Consider the following 18,351-nt stretch of genomic DNA (forward strand, 5'->3'; position numbering starts at 1 on the left):
GCGAGGACCGGGAAGGCCAGCAGGACGAGCACACCGGTCAGCAGCACGTTCCACACGAAGATCGGCATACGGAACATAGTCATGCCGGGCGCGCGCATGCAGACGATGGTGGTGATGAAGTTGACCGAGCCGAGGATCGTGCCGAACCCCGAGAGTGCCAGACCCATGATCCACATATCCGCGCCGGCGCCCGGCGAGCGGACCGCGTCCGACAGCGGCGCATACGCGAACCAGCCGAAGTCGGCGGCCCCTTGCGGGGTGAGGAATCCGCCCACGGCGATCAGTGAACCCAGCAGGTAGAGCCAGTAGGCGAACATGTTCAGCCGCGGGAACGCCACGTCGGGCGCGCCGATCTGCAGCGGCATGATCCAGTTCGCGAAACCGGCGAACAGCGGCGTCGCGAACATCAGCAGCATGATCGTGCCGTGCATCGTGAACGCCTGGTTGAACTGCTCGTTCGACATGATCTGCAGGCCCGGCCGGGCGAGTTCCGCCCGCATCAGCAGGGCCATCACCCCGCCGATGCAGAAGAACGCGAACGACGTGACCAGATACAGAGTGCCGATGGTCTTGTGGTCGGTGGTGGTCAGCCACCTGACCGCGGCGGCCCCCGGACGGCGTGCGGCCGCGGTGGGAGGTGCCGGACGCGGCATGACAGTGTTGCTCTCCATGCCCCGCCTGTGTCCGCCTCCGCTCGGGCGCTCACACCCGGAAAACGCGACGAGCGTCACACGGGAGGGTGTGACGTTCCCGGAACTGCCGGACACCAACGGAACATGAGCGACGACGAGATCTTCGCCGCTGCCTATCGCGAGCACTACTGGGCGGTCAGCCGCTATGTCGCGCGACGGCTCGACGGCGGCACCGGCGACGTCGAGGAAGTGGTGGCCGATGTGTTCACCGTGGCCTGGCGGCGCCGGTCCGACCTGCCCGCCTCCCCGCTGCCCTGGCTGTACGGGGTGGCGCGCAACTGCCTGGCCAACACCGTACGCGGCCACGGCCGCCGCCGGCGGCTCCTCGACCGGCTCGGCAACGACGAGAGCGCGCACGGACGGCAGATCGTGGCGAGCCCCGACGCGGACACCCCCGGCGGCTGGGTGCACGAGGCACTGGCCCGGCTGTCCCCGGCCGACCGGGAGGTCCTGCGGCTGACGGCCTGGGAGGAACTCGCGATCGACGAGGTCGCCGTCGCGCTCGGCTGCGGCAGTCGCGCGGCGGCGATGCGCCTGCACCGTGCGCGGAGACGCCTGAGAGCGCAGATCGACCGGATGCGGGTCACCGCGATACCCGGCGGCGTCCCCGACGACGGTGCCCCGGACGCCGCCCCCACCGGTCGCGGCACCTCGACGGCGGCGTCCGGCCCCCAAGCGCCCCCGCCCGATGCCCCGGCCGCGTCGCCCGGCGCCGTAGCGCCTCCCCGCGGTACCCCGACCGCACCGCCCGGTGCCCCCGCACCCCCGCGTGGTATCCCGACCCCACCGGCCCGCGCCGTGGCACCCCGGCGCGGCACTCCGAAGGAGCACGACCATGGCTGACGGACACGACACACGGACGGATCCGGCCGTGCCCGACGACCTCACGCTGCTGCGTCTCGCCGATCCCGTGCCCGCCTCGGACCTCCGTTACCAGGACGGCCCCCTGGGCCACGAGGCCGAGCGCCGGCTGCGCCGCCTGCTGCACAGCGGCACACCCGCGCGCCCTGCCCGGCACGTACGGCGCTGGGCCTGGTCCCTCACCGCGGCCACCGCCGTCGCCGCCGTCGCCGCCGCGCTGCTGCTGTCCGGTCCCACCACCGCTCCCGCCGTGGCCGCGCCCCGTCCTCTGACCGTGCGGGCCGGCTCCGCTCCCGTCCCCCTGACGGAACTCGCCGAACGGGCCGTCGCGGCCCACGGCTCGCTGCCGCTGCGCCGGGGCACCCATGCGCAGACCTGGAGCCTCGGCCTGAGCAGCGGGCCCGGATCCCGTCCGCCGATCACACTGCCCGAGGAGCGGGTCGTCCGCTGGCAGGCCGACGGCAGCCACACCGAACTCGTCGTGGCCACCGACCCGCGGCAGCCGGGCAAGCCCGTCATCGCCGACGCCGACGGAACGCCGCGCACGGTCGAGGACGGCCATGTCCTCAGCCGGAAGACGTACTGGCCGAGCTGGAGCGACGCCCCGCCCCAGGCGCGGCCCCCGCACACGGCCGCGGCCCTGCGCGCCTATCTGGAGGAGATCGACACCACCACCACGATGAGCACACCCGGACTGGTCGACGCGGTCTCCCGGTTGCTCGACAATTGGACGCTCGGATCACGGGAGAACGCCGCCCTCGTGCGTGTCCTCGCCGACGCCAAGGGCCTGCGCCCGGTGGGCGCGGTCACCGACCGGCTGGGCCGTCGGGGACAGGCGTACGTGTACGACGACAGCGCGCACGCCGGCCAGGGGATGCTGGTCCTGGATCCCGCCAGCGGCGCGGTACTCGGCCTGGAGAGCACCGCCACGAAAGCCGACCCCCAGTACGGTCTCAAGGCCGGTGACGTGCTGTCGTACAGCGCCTGGATGCGGTGACCCCAGCTCTCCCGGGCGAAGGTCCCCGGCGGCCTCCCGGCCGAAGCCGCCGACCCGGACGGCGGCTCCGCGGCCGGGACTGCGCGGATCCACGGCCCGGGGCTGCCATCCTGGACACCGGTCCGCCGGCTCGCCGCCATCACCGGACCACTGCCGTGGTGTGTGCTGCGTGGGGCATCGGGCAGGGCCTGGACCCGGACGACCTCGCACCGGGCCACGGCCCCCGACCGGAGGGACACCATTCGTGATCACCACAAGGCCCCATCAGCAAGGACGCCCCTCATGACGGCCGCACGCCTGATCCGCGCGGCCGCCCGTGCCGCGCTGCCCGCCCTCGCCGCCGCCCATGTCGCGCCCGTCGTCTCCACCTTCGGACCGCTCCGCAACCGCGTCATGCCCCGCCTGTGCGGCCGCGGACGGGTCTGCCATGTCGCCCTCACGTTCGACGACGGCCCCGACCCCGTGTCCACCCCGCTGTTCCTGCGGCTGCTCGCCCACCGCGGCGTGCACGCCACCTTCTTCCTGCTCGGCAGCCAGGCGGACCGCTCTCCGGGGCTGGTCCGGGAGATCGCCGCGGCGGGCCACGAGATCGGCGTCCACGGCTGGCTGCACCGTCCCCTGCTGCTGCGCGGACCACGCGCGACCTACGACGACTTCGCCCGCGCCCGGGACACCGTCGCCGGGATCACGGGGCGGCAGCCGCTGCTGTTCCGGCCTCCCTACGGCATCATGTCGGCCGCCGCCCACCTGGCCGCCCGCCGCCTCGGACTCACCCCGGTGCTGTGGACCTGCTGGGGCGAGGACTGGACCGCCCGGGCCACACCCGAGTCCGTCCACCGCACGGTCACAGCCGACCTCGACGGCGGCGGGACGATCCTGCTGCACGACTCCGACTGCACCTCCGCCCCGGGCGCCTGGCGATCGGCGCTGGGCGCGCTACCGCTCGTTCTCGACACCTGTGAGCAACGGGGATACCAGGTCGGAAGGCTGGCCGACCACGGCTGGCCCCACCCGGCGGCGGCGTGAGACGACGGCACGCCCCTTTTACGGCCGGCTGCCGAAGCGATCCTCGCCGCGCACGCCGTGAGGCCCGACCCGGCGCCCTCAGCCGGCCGCCGCGAGGAACTGGGTCGCGGCCAGTTCGGCATACAGGGGGTCCCCGGTCACCAGGTCACGATGAGTGCCGACCGCCCGCACCCGGCCCGCGTCCATGACGACGATCCGGTCGGCCGTCGTCACGGTGGACAGCCGGTGAGCGACCACAAGGACCGTCGTCGACCGCGCCACATCCGCGACCGTGTCCCGCAGCGCCGCCTCGTTGACCGCGTCGAGCTGTGAGGTCGCCTCGTCCAGGAGCAGCAGACGCGGGCGGCGCAACAACGCGCGGGCGATCGCGACACGCTGACGCTCCCCGCCGGACAACTTGGTCCCGCGATGCCCGACCAGCGTGTCGAGCCCCCGGGGGAGCCGCTCCACCAGAGCGTCCAGCCGCGTCGTCTTCAGCACACGCGCCACCTCGGCGTCCTGCGCCTCCGGATTGCCGAGCAGCAGGTTGTCCCGCATCGACCCGGAGAGCACCGGCGCGTCCTGCTCCACATAGCCGATGGCGGACCGCAGTTCGGACAACTCCCACTCGGCCACGTCACGGCCGTCGAGCGTGATGGTGCCGGACTCCGGGTCGTAGAACCGCTCGATCAGCGAGAACACGGTCGTCTTGCCCGCGCCCGAGGGGCCGACGAAGGCGGTCATCCCCCGAGCCGGCACCGCGAAGGTCACACCGTGGTGCACATACGGCAGGTCGTCGGCGTACCGGAAGCGCACATCCTCGAAGGCGATCGCGGCCGGCCGCGCACCGGGCGACGGCAACGGCGCGGGCCGCGCGGGCGGTTCGGCGGGCAGCCGCAGCGCCTCCTGGATCCGGGCGAGCGCGGCGGAGCCCGTCTGGTACTGGGTGACGGCGCCGACGACCTCCTGGATCGGCGACATCAGATAGAAGACGTACAGCAGGAACGCGACCAGGGTGCCCACGTCGATCGCCCCGGTCGCCACCCGCGCCCCGCCCACCGCCAGCACCGTGATGAAGGCGATCTGCATCGCGAGGCCCGCCGTGTTCCCCGCGGCCGCCGTCCACTTGGCGGCCCGCACGCTCTGCCTCCACGACTCCTCGGCCGCCGCGTGGACGGCCTCCTCCTCGCGGCGCTCCGCACCCGACGCCTTGACCGTGCGCAGTGCGCCGAGGATCCGCTCCAGCGACGCGCCCATCGCGCCCACCGCGTCCTGGGCCTGCCGGCTGGCCCGGTTGATGCGCGGCACGATGACCCCGAGCACGGTGCCCGCGCCCAGGACCACGGCGAGTGTGACGCCCAGCAGCACCGCATCGACCAGGCCCATCATCACCACCGTCGCGATCAGCGTCAGCCCTCCCGTGCCCAGACCGACCAGGGAGTCCGTGGTCACCTCCCGCAGCAGCGTGGTGTCGGAGGTGATCCGGGCCATCAGATCGCCGGGCTCGGTGCGGTCCACGGCGGATATCCGCAGGCGCAGCAGATACGACGACAGGGCGCGCCGCGCACCGAGAACCACCGACTCGGCGGTGCGCCGCAGCACGTAGGAACCCAGCCCGCCCACCGCCGCGTTGGCGAGCACGAGCCCGGACATGCCGAGCAGCGCCCCGGTGACCGGCCGGTCGTGCGCCAGGTCGTCGATCAGCCCGCGCGCCACGAGCGGCAACAGCAGACCGGTGGCCCCGGTGACGAGCGCGAGCAGCGCACCCGCGCACAACGCCCACCGGTGCGGTCGCACGTATCCGAGGAGCAGCCGCCAGGCGGGAGGCACGGGGGCCGGGTCCGGTGCCGTTCCTTCCGAACGTTCCGTAGGGTCCGAATCGGTGATGCTCACAGCGCTCCTCGCGGAGTGTGAAGGTGTCCCTTGCGCAGTGCGGGCGTTCAGCCTACGTCCGCCGTGCGACGGTCATCCCCGCACACGTGCACGCGGGCCGCGGGCCCAGCCGATCCCACTTCCGCCGCGCGGATACGTGCAGATGGTGTGCCCGCCGCGCAAGGATCACGGGTGTGGGCCGCGGTGGCCCACGCCGGGCGTACGGCGCCCGCACCACCGACGGAAGGCAGCAGCACCATGGCGCAGGAAGTAAGCGGCGTGATCGCCCCGGGCAAGGACGAGCCGGTGCGGGTCGAGACGATCGTCGTACCGGATCCGGGGCCTGGGGAGGCGGTCGTATGCATCCAGGCGTGTGGGGTCTGCCACACCGATCTGCACTACGGGCAGGGCGGCATCAGCGACGACTTCCCGTTCCTGCTCGGCCACGAGGCGGCGGGCGTCGTCGAGTCGGTCGGCGAGGGCGTCACGGACGTCGCGCCCGGCGACTTCGTGATCCTCAACTGGCGGGCGGTGTGCGGCACGTGCCGTGCCTGCCGGCGCGGACGGCCCTGGTACTGCTTCGACACGCACAACGCCCGGCAGAGGATGACCCTCGCCGCGACCGGCCGGGAACTCTCCCCGGCCCTCGGCATCGGCGCCTTCGCGGAGAAGACGCTGGTGGCGTCCGGACAGTGCACCAAGGTGGACCCGTCCGTCTCCCCGGCCGTGGCGGGGCTGCTGGGCTGCGGGGTGATGGCCGGGCTCGGCGCCGCCATCAACACCGGGAACGTCGGCCGCGGCGACTCCGTGGCGGTGATCGGCTGCGGCGGCGTCGGCGGCGCGGCCATCGCCGGATCACATCTCGCGGGCGCGGAGAAGATCATCGCGGTGGACATCGACGACCGCAAGCTCGCCACCGCGAAGGAACTGGGCGCAACCCACACCGTCAACTCCCGTGAGAGCGACCCGGTCGAGGCGATCCGCGAGCTGACCGGCGGCTTCGGCAGCGACGTCGTCATCGAGGCGGTCGGCCGCCCGGAGACGTACAAGCAGGCGTTCTACGCCCGCGACCTCGCCGGCACCGTCGTGCTCGTCGGGGTCCCCACCCCCGAGATGAAGCTGGAACTGCCGTTCCTCGACGTCTTCGCGCGCGGCGGGGCGCTCAAGTCGTCCTGGTACGGGGACTGCCTGCCCTCCCGGGACTTCCCCATGCTCATCGACCTGCACCTGCAGGGACGCCTCCCGCTGGACAAGTTCGTGACCGAGACCATCGCTCTCGACGAGATCGACAAGGCCTTCGAACGGATGCTCTACGGCGACGTGCTGCGCTCGGTGGTGGTGCTGTGATGGCCGCCCGCATCGACCACCTGGTCACCTCCGGCACCTTCTCCCTCGACGGCGGAACATGGGAGGTCGACAACAACGTGTGGATCGTCGGCGACGACCGAGAGGCCATCGTCATCGACGCCGCCCACGACGCCGACGCGATCGCCGAAGCGGTCGGCGACCGCCGGCTGCGTGCGATCGTGTGCACACACGCCCACAACGACCACATCGACGCCGCCCCCGCCCTCGCCGAGCGCACCGGCGCCGTGATCTGGCTCCACCCGGACGACCTGCCGATGTGGAAGACGACCCACCCGGACCGCCTGCCCGACCGCTGGCTGGACGACGGCCTGGTGATCGAGACGGCCGGCACCGATCTGACGGTGCTGCACACCCCGGGCCACGCGCCCGGCGCGGTCTGCCTCTACGACGCGGGCCTCGGCACGGTCTTCACCGGCGACACCCTCTTCCGGGGCGGCCCAGGGGCCACCGGACGCTCGTACTCCCACTTTCCGACGATCATCGAGTCGATCCGCGACCGGCTGCTTACCCTCCCGCCCGACACGGTGGTCCGCACGGGACACGGGGAGACGACGACCATCGGGGCCGAGGCCCCCCACCTCGACGAGTGGATCGCGCGCGGCCACTGACACGACGGCGCGCCGGACCACCACCACCGCGGCGGCCGCACCGGCGCCCGGTCCCACATCCTCGGGCGCGGGGCGGGTGCGGGCCGCCGGGACCACCCCGTCCTCGCCGCACGGCACTTAGGGTGGGCAGAGATCACCGTCGTCGGGGCCGGAGGCGCCGCGGAAGGGCCGGCCGCGTGCGGTCGTGTCCGGTGGTCCGCGGCGCCCGGCCCCGCCCCCGAGGGAAAGCAGGAGTGGCATGGAGTACGTGAAGCTCGGTTCGACCGGTCTTGACGTGTCCCGGATCTGCCTGGGCTGTATGAGTTTCGGCCTTCCCGACCGTGGCACCCACACATGGAGCCTCGACGAGGAGGCGTCCCGCCCCCTGATCCGCCGTGCGCTCGACGCCGGCATCAACTTCTTCGACACCGCGAACGTCTACTCGGACGGCACCAGCGAGGAGATCGTCGGCCGTGCGCTCGCCGAGTACGCCCGCCGCGACGAGATCGTGCTGGCGACGAAGGTGCACGGCCGGATGCGGTCCGGGCCCAACGGCGGCGGCCTGTCCCGCAAGGCGATCATGACGGAGATCGATCACAGCCTGCGCCGTCTCGGCACCGACTACGTCGACCTCTACCAGATCCACCGCTGGGACCCCGCCACTCCCGTCGAGGAGACGATGGAGGCCCTGCACGACGTGGTCAAGGCCGGCAAGGCCCGTTACATCGGTGCCAGTTCGATGTACGCCTGGCAGTTCTCCAAGGCCCAGTACACGGCCCGGCTCGGCGGCTGGACGCGGTTCGTGTCGATGCAGAACCACTACAACCTCCTCTACCGCGAAGAGGAACGCGAGATGCTGCCCCTGTGCGCGGACCAGGGCGTCGGGGTCCTGCCCTGGAGCCCGCTGGCCCGCGGGCGCCTGACCCGCGACTGGGACGACAGCAGCGAGCGCAGCCGCACCGACGAGTTCGGCAAGCGGCTCTACCAGGAGGGCGACCGGGCCGTCGTCGAGGCGGTGGCCGCGGTCGCTGCCGAGCGGGGCACCGCGCGCGCCCGCGTCGCCCTCGCCTGGCTGCTGCACCGGAGCACGGTCGCCGCGCCCGTCGTCGGCGTGACCAAACCGCACCACATCGACGACGCGGTGGCCGCGCTCGACGTCCACCTCACCGACAAGGAGATCGAGGCGCTTCAGGAGCCGTACCGGCCGCACCCCATCAGCGGTCACTGACAAGGACGATGACAGGGGAGGGGCGGCACGGGTCCTCCGTACCGCCCCCGGGGCCCTCACGGACCGCCGGCCAGCCAGGGCCTGACCTGCCTGCGTGCCTCGTGCAGACGGGACTTCAGCGTGCCCAGCGGGACCCCGACACGTTCGGCGACCTCCGCGTACTCCAGCTGGCAGATGTCCCGGTAGACCAGCGGCGCCACCAGATGCGGATGCTCGCGTTCCAGCCGCTCCAGGGCCTCCAGCAGGTCGACGCGGGACCCGGCGATGACACTGGTCGTCCGCGGATCCACATGCTCGGCCGCGTCGATGGTCCCGGGCTGCTCGACGGCCCGGCGCTTCAGCTCCCGGTACTTCTGCCGGGCGCAGTTGGCGACCACGGTGTACAGCCATGTGCTGAAGCGACTGCGGCCCTCGAACGTGGAGATCTTCCGCGCCACCTGCAACAGCACGTCCTGCGCCGCTTCCTCGGCGTCCTCCCGGCACGGCAGGAACCGTCCACAGCGCCGCACGACCTCCGGCCTCAGGTGCTGGAGCAGCGCGTCCAGGGCGGCTGCGTCACCCGCCGCCGCGCGCCGAGCGAGCTCCTCGGTGTCCGCGGCATCCCCCACTGGGAGCTCCCCTCGATGTCGATGTCCGACCAGGCATGATAGTCCCATGCACTCCCTGGAGCGGATCGATCGCTACCGCCTCGAACGCCGCCTGGGCGGCGGCGCGTTCGGCACCGTCTGGCTCGCCCACGACGACGCCCTCGAGGCGCCCGTCGCGGTGAAGGTGCTCGCCGAGAACTGGGCCCACCGGCTCGATGTCCGGGAGCGCTTCCTGTCGGAGGCACGCCTGCTGCGCCGGGCCGGTTCCAGCCGGGTCGTCCAGGTCTACGACATCGGTGAGCTCCCCGACGGCAGGCCCTACTTCGTCATGGAGTACGCCGACGGGGGCACCCTCGCCGACCGGCTCACCGACGGTCCGCTCCCGGTCGCCGAGGCCCTGCGCCTGACCGCGTCCGCCGCCCGGGCCGCGGCCGCCCTGCACGAGGCCGGCATCGTGCACCGGGACATCAAGCCCTCCAACGTCCTGCTGCGGACCGCGCCCGACGGCTCCATCCGGCTGCTGCTCGCGGACCTCGGCCTGGCCAAGAGCCTGGCGCAGGCCTCCGGACTGACCATGGCCGCGGGCTCCGCCGGGTACGCTCCGCCCGAGCAGACCGAACCCGGAACGGGCATCGACGCCCGCGCGGACGTCTACAGCCTCGGTGCCCTCGGCTACCACCTCCTCACCGGCACGGTTCCCGCACCGCCCGGCAAGGTGCGGCCCCCGGACCGGCTCCGCCCCGACCTGCCGTCCGAGGTGCGGCGGGCGCTGCTGCGGGCCATGGAGCCCGACCGGGAGCGTCGCTGGCCGACCGCGGACGTCTTCGCCGACGCCCTCGACCGGCTCGCCGACGACCCCGGGCGGCCCACCGGCACATCCCCGGCCCGGGACCCCGGACGGACCCGCCGCCGACACGGCACGGCGCTCCTCGCGCTGGCCGCCGCGGCCGTCGCCGGCGGCGCCGCGCTCACCACCATTGTGCTGCTCGGCCGGACCGCTGCGGGGGATGTGACGGTCCAGGACACCACCGGGCGGATCGAGGCCGCCGTGCCCGCGGCCTGGGCCCGCCAGCTGCGCGACGCCGGCTGGGACCCGAAGGCGCTGGGTCTGCCGACCGGTCAGGAGCCCGCCCTCGCCGTCGCCGACGACCTCTCGCACTGGCAGGACCTCGGCACCGAAGTGAACGGCGCCTTCATCGGCCTGAGCGAACACGGTGACCTCGCCGCCAGGGTGCGCGCGCTCGCCCACAACGGATGCCGCTACGAGGGCAGTCGCGACTACCACGGCGCGGCCTGGCAGGGACGCATACGTACCTGGAACGACTGCGACGGCGGCGAGGGCTCCGTCACGGAGGCGGCCCTCACCCCGGCCGACGGCACCGGCGCCACCCGGGTGTACGTACAGCTGCGTCAGGTCGGTGGAAGCGACCGCACGGACCGGATACTGGACTCGGTGCGGGTCACCGGCTGACCGCCGTCACGGCACGGCCGTCAGCCACCGCACAACCCGCGAAAACAGCGCGAACCTTTCCCCGCGAGCGCGCATCGCACAGGAGTGACGGGGCACACGGCACCGTCCGCACCCGCCCGGCCCGGGCGGTCAGTTTCGAGGAGCATGGACATGGTGACCTTCCGGCGCGGCACAACGGGCCCGGACCACGACGGCACTGCCCCCTTTCCGACGGCGCGACGCGTGGTGTCCGTGCTGGGCGCGGTCGCCGCGCTGAGCCTGCTCACCGCCTGCGGCAACGACCACGCCACCTCCGGCACTCCGCAGAAGCTGCCCGGGACGGCCCAGCCGGCCTCCGGCGACCACGCGAGCGAGGCCTCGGAGGCGACGGGGACGGACAGCACCGCCGCCACCGGATCGAGTGGTTCCGGCTCCACCACCTCCGCGGCCTCCACCGGAGGCGGCACCACGAGCGGCAGCCGCTGCCACACCTCTGAACTCCGCGCGTCCGTCGGCCCCAACAACCCCGGCGCCGGGCAGGAGAACTTCCCGCTCGTCCTCACCAACCGTTCGGGCCGGACCTGCACGATCGACGGCTACCCGGGCGCCGCCTTCGTCGACGCCTCCGGCAAGCAGCTGGGTCCCGACCCCAAGCGCAGCTCCGGCCACCCCTCCAAGGTCACGCTCGCGCCGGGCAGGAGCGCCTGGGCGGGCCTGTCGTTCTCCAACCCCCAGGTCAGCGGCGCCAAATCGGCCACACCCGCGGCGATCCTCATCACCCCGCCGGACGAGCGCGCCTCCCTGAAGGTGACATGGCGGGGCGGCCCGGTGCCCGTGTCCGGCAACTCCTCCGCCTCGTTCCTGACGGTCTTCCAGGCCGGCACCGGCGCCTGAGCCCCGTCCCCCGGCCCCGCTGCCCGCCCGCCGGACAGCGGGGTTCGTCATGTCACCGTCGCGTTTGTCACAGAGCGGCAACACGTGGCGGGCGCCCCGATCTTTCCGCCGTTCCCCTCCATCGAACCCGTTCGACCGACACCGCACCAAGGCTCCTTCAGGGAGCCGCGACGAGGAAACCGGGGACGAAGATGAACGGCATCTCACGCAGGCGTGTGCTGACCGCGGGTGCGACGGCGGGCGCACTCGGCGCGCTGTCCGCCTGCTCGGGCGGCTGGGGCGCGGGCGGCGAGGGTCCCGCGCACGGCTCGGCCACGGAACAGGCCCGGCCCCTGAAGCTCATAGGCGACGGCTCCACCGCCGACACCGGGGCCCAGCCGCACCAGCCCAAGGCCGAGCGGCTGAAAACCGGCAGCCGTCCGCCGCAGTTCGTGGTGTTCTCCTGGGACGGCGCGGGCGAACTCAGCAACGGGCTGTTCTCCCGCTTCCGGAAGGTCGCGGCCGACCACGGCGCGTCGATGACCTTCTTCCTCAGCGGCATCTACACGCTGCCCGAGTCCAAGAAGCACCTCTACCGTCCGCCGCAGCACCCGGTCGGGGCCTCCGCGATCGGCTACCTGGCCGACCGGCACATCCACGCCACGCTCCAGCAGGTGCGCGCCGCATGGCTGGAGGGCCATGAGATAGGCACCCACTTCAACGGCCACTTCTGCGGCGCCGACGGGGTGCGCCGCTGGTCGTCCGCCGAGTGGAGGAGCGAGATCGAGCAGGCCGTCCACTTCGTCACCGAGTGGAAGACGAACACCGGCTTCACGGACCTCGACCCGCTGCCCTTCGACTACCGCAAAGAACTGATCGGCGGCCGCACCCCCTGCCTGGAGGGCCAGGCGAGCCTGCTGCCCACCGCGGCCGCACTCGGCTGGAAGTACGACGCCAGCTCATCCGGGGGACTGCAGATCTGGCCCGCAAAGGTGCAGGGCGGACGGATCTGGGACTTCCCCCTCCAGTCCATCCCGTTCTCCGGGCACTCCTTCCAGGTGCTGTCGATGGACTACAACATGATGGCCAATCAGTCCGGCGGCAGCCCCCTCGGCGACCGCACCCGGTACGACACCTGGCGCGCCCAGGCACGGGACACCTACCTGGCGGGCTTCCGGCGCGCCTACGAGACCAACCGTGCCCCCTTCTTCATAGGCAACCACTTCGAGCGCTGGAACGGCGGTATCTACATGGACGCCGTGGAGGAGGCGATCGAGCGGATCGCCAAGTACGACGAGGTGCGCATGGTGTCCTTCCGGCAACTGGTGGAATGGCTCGAGGCCCAGGACCCGGCGGTGCTCAGGAAGCTGCGCGCCCTGGCACCGGGACAGTCGCCGCTCGGCGGCTGGGAGGAGTTCCTCGGCGCACCCGCGTCCTCGGCGACCACCGGGAACTGACCGGCGACGCCGGCCGGCCCTGCCGCAAGGTCCGGTCCCCACGGCGCGGGGACCGGACCGGCGACCACGAAGGGGGAGCCGTGTGCGCGCCCCGTCGCCGACAGCGCCCAGGGCCCTCCGTGGGAAGCCGCTCGGCAGGGGCCTAGGCAGAGGTTTCCCGCAGCGCGGCGAACACGGCGCGTTGTTCGCCGCCCTCGGGGGAACGCCAGCCCGCGCTGACATGTCCCGTCGCCTCCGCCGGGGAGGCGCCGTCCGGCTCCAGAACGCGCATGACCTGGATGGCCAGCTTCCGGGCGGATCCGGACCCGGTGGTTTCCACGGTGAGGCGGGTGTCGTGGGAACCGCTGGTCACGGTCGTCGAGGCGACTGCGGTGGCGATCGCGGTGCCGTCGAACCGGACGGTGACGGACTGGTCGGGCGTGTCGCTGCGGCTCTGCGCCTGCGGTTCGGCGTGGCCTTGCAGAAGGGCCAGCAACTGGGCGACCAGCACCGGGTCGTGAGTGCCGTCGTAGATCCACCGCTGCCCCAGCACCCCGTGTTCGGAGGTCCCGATGAGGGCCTGGTCCGCTCCCTTCAGGGGAGCGCCCCGGTAACTGAGTGGCACGTGGTACGCGACGGGCCGGTCGCCGGACCGGTCGGTGACCACCATGAACTCGATCCCGACCTCGCCCCGCGGGTCGTCCAGCCGGAACCCTCCGGTCCTGGACAGCGCCGGCTCACGGTCCGCACCGCGATACCAGGGCTGAGCGGGCAGCCAGGACGTGAGGAGCTCCAGCTTGGTGGGCACCATGGTGGTGTGGTGGATGATCGCCATGCCCGGTGAACGCGCGCGGACCGGCGACGGTTCCCGTTCCCACTTCCCGCCCGGCCCCTGCCGGACATGGACCCGCGACGCAGGGCCGCACCGTGCGTGACAGCCGTCCGCCACACGCCCGGCGGACGGCGGTCGCCGCCCTCCCGGCGGGCCGTCACGTAGCGTGGGAAGAGCGCAGGGGCACCGGCCCCCGTCGCCATCAGTCGCGCGCCGCGACCCCACAGCTCGTGGGGTCGCGGACCCAGTGCCGGCCCCGGGCCCACCCTGTCCGCGGGACGACTCCACGGGCGCCGCCGAGCCGTTTGGCGGTGACGGGTCGGCCGTCCGGAGAGCCGCAAGCCGAGACGAGAGGTGGCCGTGTCGATCGACAGACCCGAGCCGGGCGGGGCGGACCCGGACATCAGCGTCGTCGTCATCGTCTACAACGACGCCCCGCGCCTGACGACCGCCGTACGCTCGGTGCTCGACCAGACGCTGCGCAACGTGGAGGTCGTCATCGCCGACGACTGCTCCACCGACGGGTCGTACGAGGTGGCGCGGTCACTCGCCGCCGGCCACCCCGGCCGGGTAAGGGCACTGCGGCTGCCCGAGAACAGCGGCGGCTGCGGAGAGCCCCGCAACCAGGGCCTGGCCGAGGCGCGCGGACGCTATGTCATGTTCCTGGACAGCGACGACACGCTCGAGCGCAATGCCTGCCGCAACCTGCTGGAGGCGGCCGAACGCACCGGCGCCGATCTGGTCTCGGGACGCTGCGTCCGGGTGTACACCGACAGCAGGCACGGCAAACGGGTGCCCTGGTACCCCTGGCTCTACCGGTGCACGCGCACCGTCGAGTCCATCGCCGAACTGCCCGACCTCTTCGTCTTCGACACCCTGTCGACCAACAAGTGCTACCGGCGCGCCTTCCTCGTCGAGAACGGGCTCGCCTTTCCGCGCGGCATCCACTACGAGGACCTGCTGTTCTCGGCGCAGGCCTACCTCGCGGCCGGGCGGATCACCCTGATCCCCCACACGGTGTACCACTGGCACGTGGAACAGAAGTCCACGACCAAGTCCATCAGCAACCGGCGCCACGAGATCAACAACTTCACCGACCGGCTGGAGATCCACCGCCGTATCGACGCCCTGCTCAACCGGCGTGGCCTGGACGAGCTGAAACTGCACAAGGACATCAAGTTCCTCAAGCACGACCTCGTCCTCTACCTGCGCGAACTGCCGTTCCTCGACGACGCCTACCGGCACCGCTTCGCGGAACTGGCCCGCGGCTACCTCCAGGACTTCCCTCAGGCCGCGTACGCCCGGCTGGACCGGGTGCAGGCCATCTGCGCCTACCTGCTGATGCGGGAGGACTGGGACAACCTGATGCCGGCCGTCGACACCCTGATCAACCACGACAAGATCTCCGCGCCGCTCGCCGAGCGCGACGGCCGCGTCTACTGGTGCGACCGGTACCTGGACGACCCCGGGGCCCGCGAGGTCATGGACGTCACCGCCCTCGGCCATCACGGCCGGCCGCTGGAGAGGATGTTCCTGCGCAATGTGCTGACCGGGTACGCCGTACGCGGCGACCTGGTGCTCCTCGAGGGCGCGGTGGTCAATCCGCTGCACGCCGTCCCCGCGGACGCACGGCTCACCGCCGAGCTGGAGTTCCGCGCCCGCCGCCGCAGCCTGCAGACATTCCGCTTCCCGGTGCGGACGCTCCGGCACGAGGGCGACACCCTCGTCTGGCAGGCGTCGGTCCCGCTGTCCGGCCGCTTCCGGCCGCTGGGCGTCGTCGACGAGGTGTGGGACGTCCGGCTGCATCTGAGGGCGGACGGCAGACGCACCACCAGCCGGATCACGGCCGGCAACGTCGACCTGGAGAGCGCCGCCGCCGTCCGTGTGCGCCCCCGGCTCAGCCGGCTCATGGCCGACCGCCTCGCGCCAGAGGTCTCCGCCAAGGGCCACCTGGCCTTCCGGCTGGCCCAGCACGGCGCGGCGGCCCGGCACGGCCGCGCCCTGGTGGACCGTCATCTGCACGGCTCCACCGCCAGGACCGTCAAGGGCGCCTACCGCACGCTCCGGGCCGTCAAGCGGGACCTGGCCTCCGGGACGCGCAAGGTCCAGGTCTACCACCGCATGCTGCGGCTGCTCCCGGTCCGCCGGGGCACCGTCGTCTTCGAGAGCCACCTCGGCAAGCAGTACAGCGACAGCCCGAGGGCTCTCTACGAGGAGCTGCGCCGTCGCCGGCTGCCCGTCACCGCCATCTGGTCCTACGCGGGGGAGCGGCCCGACGGATTCCCCGACGACGCCGAACTCGTCCGCCGCTGGTCCTGGCGCTACCTCAGGGCGCTGGCCCAGGCCGAGTTCTGGATCGACAACCAGGGGTTCCCGCTCCGGCTGGCCAAACGTCCGGAGACCACCTACATCCAGACCTGGCACGGCTCGGCCCTGAAGAAGATGGGTTTCGACGAGCCGGGCTACCGGGTGATGTCCGAGCAGGAACAGCGCGCCTACCAGGAGGCGCTGGACCGCTTCGACCACTTCGTGGTCCGCAGTGAGCACGACGTGCGCACGCTCGCCCGGGCCTATCGCATCCCCGAGGAGAAGCTGCTGCGCACCGGCTATCCACGCAACGACGCCCTGGTACGGGCGGCCCGCGACCCCCGGGTGCCCGACCCCTCCGCACGCCGGCTCGCCGAGCGCCTGGGCATCGGCCCGGACCGCCGCGTGGTGCTGTACGCGCCCACGTTCCGGGCCGGTGCCGGAGGCGGCGTACAGGCCTTCCGCCTCCCCTTCGACGTGCAGCGGTTCGCCGACCGCTTCGGGGACCGGTACACGCTCCTGGTCCGCTCCCACTACCTGAACCGGGTCACCCTTCCCCCGTCGGTAGCGGGCCGTGTGATCGACGTGACGGGCGAGGGGGACATCACCCCGCTCCTGCTGCTCGCCGACGCCCTCGTCACCGACTACTCGTCGGTGATGTTCGACTATGCCCTGCTGCGCAGGCCGCTCGTCTTCTACGTCTACGACTGGGAGGAGTACTCCCGGGACGCACGCGGCACCTATGTCGACCTCCTAAAGGAGGCCCCCGGCCCGGTCGCCCGCACGGAGGACGAACTCCTGGCCGCGCTGTCCGACCTTCCGGCCGTGGGCGCCCACTACGAGGCGCAGCTCAAGGAGTTCGTGGACAAGTACGGCGAGTACGACCGCGGGGACGCGGCGGCTCGCATCGTGGACCGTTTCTTCGGACCCACGGGAGAGGCCCGATGACGCAGCGTGAGATCTTCTTCGTGGCCAACGAGGTCAACGAACTGGGCGGCGTGGGCCGCTGGCAGGCCCATATGGCCCGGCTGTTCGCGGAGCGCGGCCACCGGGTCCGGATCATCGGGATCGCCCCGCCCGAGGTGCCGATGGACCTCGGCACGCATCCGCCGTTCGAGACGCTGACCCTCTACGACCGCCGACCGCGGGGCCGCCGGGAGCCGCACCTTCCGCTCGGCGGCATCGCCCCGGCGGTACGAAGGCGCGAAGCGGACAGACGGGCCGCCGCGGAGCGCCTGTCGCGCTTGTTCCGCGCCGCGCGGCCGGGTGCCGTGATCATCGTGACCCAGGTGTGGGCGATGGAGTGGGTGGCGCTCGCGGACACCGCGGGACATCCGGTCGTCGGCATGAGCCACGAATCCTTCGAGGCGTCCAGGCGCTCCTCGCGCTTCGAGCGCGTGCGGAGGTACTACAAGGACGTGGACCGGCTGCTGGTCCTCACCCAGGAGGACGCCGACCTCTGGGTGGGGCAGGGCCTCAACAACGTCGGTTTCCTGCCGAACCCGCTGCCGGTGATGCCGGCCGCCCCCTCGCCGCGCACGGAGAAGGCGGTGGCCTGCATCGGCCGGCTCAGCCATGAGAAGGGCGTCGACCTGCTGCTCGACGCATGGGCCGAGGCGGCGCCACGGCAACCCGGCTGGATCCTGCGCATCTACGGTGCGGGCGACCAGGAGGCCGCGCTGCGCCGGCAGTGCACGGAACTCGCACTGGACGACTCGGTCGAGTGGGCGGGACAGACCGACGACGTGACCGGGGCGCTCGCACGGTCGTCGGTGTTCGTGCAGTCCTCCCGGGGCGAGGGCTTTCCGCTGGCGCTCCTGGAGGCGATGGCCTGCGGCGTGCCTTGTGCCGCGTTCGACTGCTCCCCGGGGGTGCGCGAGATCATCCGGAACGGAGAGGACGGCCTGCTGGCCCGGCACGGCAACACCGGCGAACTCGCACGTCAGCTCGTACGGCTGATGGCCGATGAGAATCTGCGCGACACGATAGGGGAGCGGGCACGGCAGAACGTGCGGCGCTTCGCCCCGGAGGTGGTCACCCGCCGCTGGGAGGAACTCTTCGACCTCCTGGAGCGCTGAGAGGCGGCGCCTGCGGGCGCGCCGGGGCGCGGGCCGTTGTGCGGGTCGTCGTCAAACCCCTTGACGCATCGCGCTCTTGAGGTTTAACTCACGTCCTAAATTAAGCCGTGAGGATCTTCGGGAGCCGAAAGCGGTGCCGCTGGCGGAGCCCTCCCGGGCGTTCTCGACTTCCTGAAAG

At 72.3% G+C, this 18,351-nt stretch carries 14 protein-coding genes and 1 pseudogene; 11 read left to right on the forward strand and 4 right to left on the reverse strand.

Features of this window, described 5'->3' with window-relative positions; all coding sequences use genetic code 11:
* Nucleotides 1–671: cytochrome c oxidase subunit I (locus LZ604_RS24305; protein WP_372482193.1), on the reverse strand; the 671-nt coding region annotated here is incomplete at its 3' end.
* Nucleotides 672–776: 105 nt separating this feature from the next.
* Here LZ604_RS24305 and LZ604_RS24310 point away from each other — a divergent pair.
* The 3 genes and pseudogenes from LZ604_RS24310 to LZ604_RS24320 all read left to right on the forward strand — a co-directional run.
* Nucleotides 777–1,277: pseudogene (locus LZ604_RS24310) on the forward strand (RNA polymerase sigma factor); the annotation flags it as partial.
* Between the two features lie 286 nt (nt 1,278–1,563).
* A complete protein-coding gene (locus LZ604_RS24315) occupies nt 1,564–2,550 on the forward strand; it encodes a CU044_5270 family protein (RefSeq protein ID WP_234517667.1) in 987 nt (328 codons plus the stop codon).
* Between the two features lie 282 nt (nt 2,551–2,832).
* Nucleotides 2,833–3,576, forward strand: coding sequence for a polysaccharide deacetylase family protein (locus tag LZ604_RS24320; protein WP_234517575.1), 744 nt, complete (start codon nt 2,833–2,835; stop codon nt 3,574–3,576).
* A 78-nt stretch (nt 3,577–3,654) separates the two neighbouring features.
* On the opposite strand, the gene LZ604_RS24325 is transcribed toward LZ604_RS24320, so the two are convergent.
* Nucleotides 3,655–5,442, reverse strand: a complete 1,788-nt coding sequence (locus LZ604_RS24325; protein WP_372482196.1) for an ABC transporter ATP-binding protein — start codon at nt 5,440–5,442, stop codon at nt 3,655–3,657.
* Between the two features lie 243 nt (nt 5,443–5,685).
* Between LZ604_RS24325 and LZ604_RS24330 the strand changes: the two genes are divergently transcribed.
* The 3 genes from LZ604_RS24330 to LZ604_RS24340 all read left to right on the forward strand — a co-directional run bounded on the left by LZ604_RS24330 (nt 5,686) and on the right by LZ604_RS24340 (nt 8,610).
* Nucleotides 5,686–6,774, forward strand: a complete 1,089-nt coding sequence (locus LZ604_RS24330) for an S-(hydroxymethyl)mycothiol dehydrogenase (RefSeq protein WP_234517576.1) — start codon at nt 5,686–5,688, stop codon at nt 6,772–6,774.
* Complete coding sequence (locus LZ604_RS24335) at nt 6,774–7,403, forward strand: MBL fold metallo-hydrolase (protein ID WP_234517577.1); 630 nt, start codon at nt 6,774–6,776, stop codon at nt 7,401–7,403. Before LZ604_RS24330 ends, LZ604_RS24335 begins: the two co-directional genes overlap by 1 nt.
* A gap of 238 nt (nt 7,404–7,641) precedes the next feature.
* The gene (locus tag LZ604_RS24340; protein WP_234517578.1) at nt 7,642–8,610 is read left to right on the forward strand and encodes an aldo/keto reductase; all 969 of its coding nucleotides are present in this window, start codon (nt 7,642–7,644) and stop codon (nt 8,608–8,610) included.
* A gap of 56 nt (nt 8,611–8,666) precedes the next feature.
* Here the strand turns inward: LZ604_RS24340 and LZ604_RS24345 are convergent, their stop codons facing one another.
* Nucleotides 8,667–9,218: an RNA polymerase sigma factor gene (locus LZ604_RS24345; protein ID WP_234517579.1), complete on the reverse strand. Its 552-nt coding sequence runs from the start codon at nt 9,216–9,218 to the stop codon at nt 8,667–8,669.
* Nucleotides 9,219–9,264: 46 nt separating this feature from the next.
* On the opposite strand from LZ604_RS24345, the gene LZ604_RS24350 reads away from it, so the two are divergent.
* The 3 genes from LZ604_RS24350 (at nt 9,265) to LZ604_RS24360 (ending at nt 12,977) form a co-directional block, all read left to right on the forward strand.
* Nucleotides 9,265–10,668 carry a serine/threonine-protein kinase gene (locus LZ604_RS24350; RefSeq protein WP_234517580.1) on the forward strand — a complete coding sequence of 468 codons (1,404 nt, stop codon included), beginning with the start codon at nt 9,265–9,267 and terminating at the stop codon, nt 10,666–10,668.
* A gap of 150 nt (nt 10,669–10,818) precedes the next feature.
* Nucleotides 10,819–11,541, forward strand: a complete 723-nt coding sequence (locus LZ604_RS24355; RefSeq protein WP_234517581.1) for a DUF4232 domain-containing protein — start codon at nt 10,819–10,821, stop codon at nt 11,539–11,541.
* Nucleotides 11,542–11,732: 191 nt separating this feature from the next.
* Nucleotides 11,733–12,977, forward strand: a complete 1,245-nt coding sequence (locus tag LZ604_RS24360; protein WP_234517582.1) for a polysaccharide deacetylase family protein — start codon at nt 11,733–11,735, stop codon at nt 12,975–12,977.
* A gap of 142 nt (nt 12,978–13,119) precedes the next feature.
* On the opposite strand, the gene LZ604_RS24365 is transcribed toward LZ604_RS24360, so the two are convergent.
* Nucleotides 13,120–13,791, reverse strand: coding sequence for a maltokinase N-terminal cap-like domain-containing protein (locus tag LZ604_RS24365; RefSeq protein ID WP_234517583.1), 672 nt, complete (start codon nt 13,789–13,791; stop codon nt 13,120–13,122).
* Between the two features lie 351 nt (nt 13,792–14,142).
* Here LZ604_RS24365 and LZ604_RS24370 point away from each other — a divergent pair, with 351 nt between their 5' ends.
* Nucleotides 14,143–17,043, forward strand: coding sequence for a bifunctional glycosyltransferase/CDP-glycerol:glycerophosphate glycerophosphotransferase (locus LZ604_RS24370; protein WP_372482194.1), 2,901 nt, complete (start codon nt 14,143–14,145; stop codon nt 17,041–17,043).
* On the forward strand, nt 17,040–18,173 hold the full coding sequence (locus LZ604_RS24375) for a glycosyltransferase family 4 protein (protein ID WP_234517585.1): 1,134 nt from the start codon (nt 17,040–17,042) through the stop codon (nt 18,171–18,173). The genes LZ604_RS24370 and LZ604_RS24375 overlap by 4 nt, the downstream gene beginning before the upstream one ends.
* The last annotated feature ends 178 nt before the right edge of the window (nt 18,174–18,351 follow it).

It is taken from the genome of Streptomyces glomeratus, assembly GCF_021462825.1.
Taxonomy (GTDB): Bacteria; Actinomycetota; Actinomycetes; order Streptomycetales; family Streptomycetaceae; genus Streptomyces; species Streptomyces glomeratus.

Excerpts from the sequence above, each read along its gene's own strand:
- LZ604_RS24320 (WP_234517575.1), top strand. The coding sequence starts at position 2,833 with ATGACGGCCGCACGCCTGATCCGCGCGGCCGCCCGTGCCGCGCTGCCC.
- LZ604_RS24330 (WP_234517576.1), top strand. The coding sequence starts at position 5,686 with ATGGCGCAGGAAGTAAGCGGCGTGATCGCCCCGGGCAAGGACGAGCCG.
- LZ604_RS24335 (WP_234517577.1), top strand. The coding sequence starts at position 6,774 with ATGGCCGCCCGCATCGACCACCTGGTCACCTCCGGCACCTTCTCCCTC.
- LZ604_RS24340 (WP_234517578.1), top strand. The coding sequence starts at position 7,642 with ATGGAGTACGTGAAGCTCGGTTCGACCGGTCTTGACGTGTCCCGGATC.
- LZ604_RS24350 (WP_234517580.1), top strand. The coding sequence starts at position 9,265 with ATGCACTCCCTGGAGCGGATCGATCGCTACCGCCTCGAACGCCGCCTG.
- LZ604_RS24355 (WP_234517581.1), top strand. The coding sequence starts at position 10,819 with ATGGTGACCTTCCGGCGCGGCACAACGGGCCCGGACCACGACGGCACT.
- LZ604_RS24360 (WP_234517582.1), top strand. The coding sequence starts at position 11,733 with ATGAACGGCATCTCACGCAGGCGTGTGCTGACCGCGGGTGCGACGGCG.
- LZ604_RS24365 (WP_234517583.1), bottom strand. The coding sequence starts at position 13,791 with ATGGCGATCATCCACCACACCACCATGGTGCCCACCAAGCTGGAGCTC.
- LZ604_RS24375 (WP_234517585.1), top strand. The coding sequence starts at position 17,040 with ATGACGCAGCGTGAGATCTTCTTCGTGGCCAACGAGGTCAACGAACTG.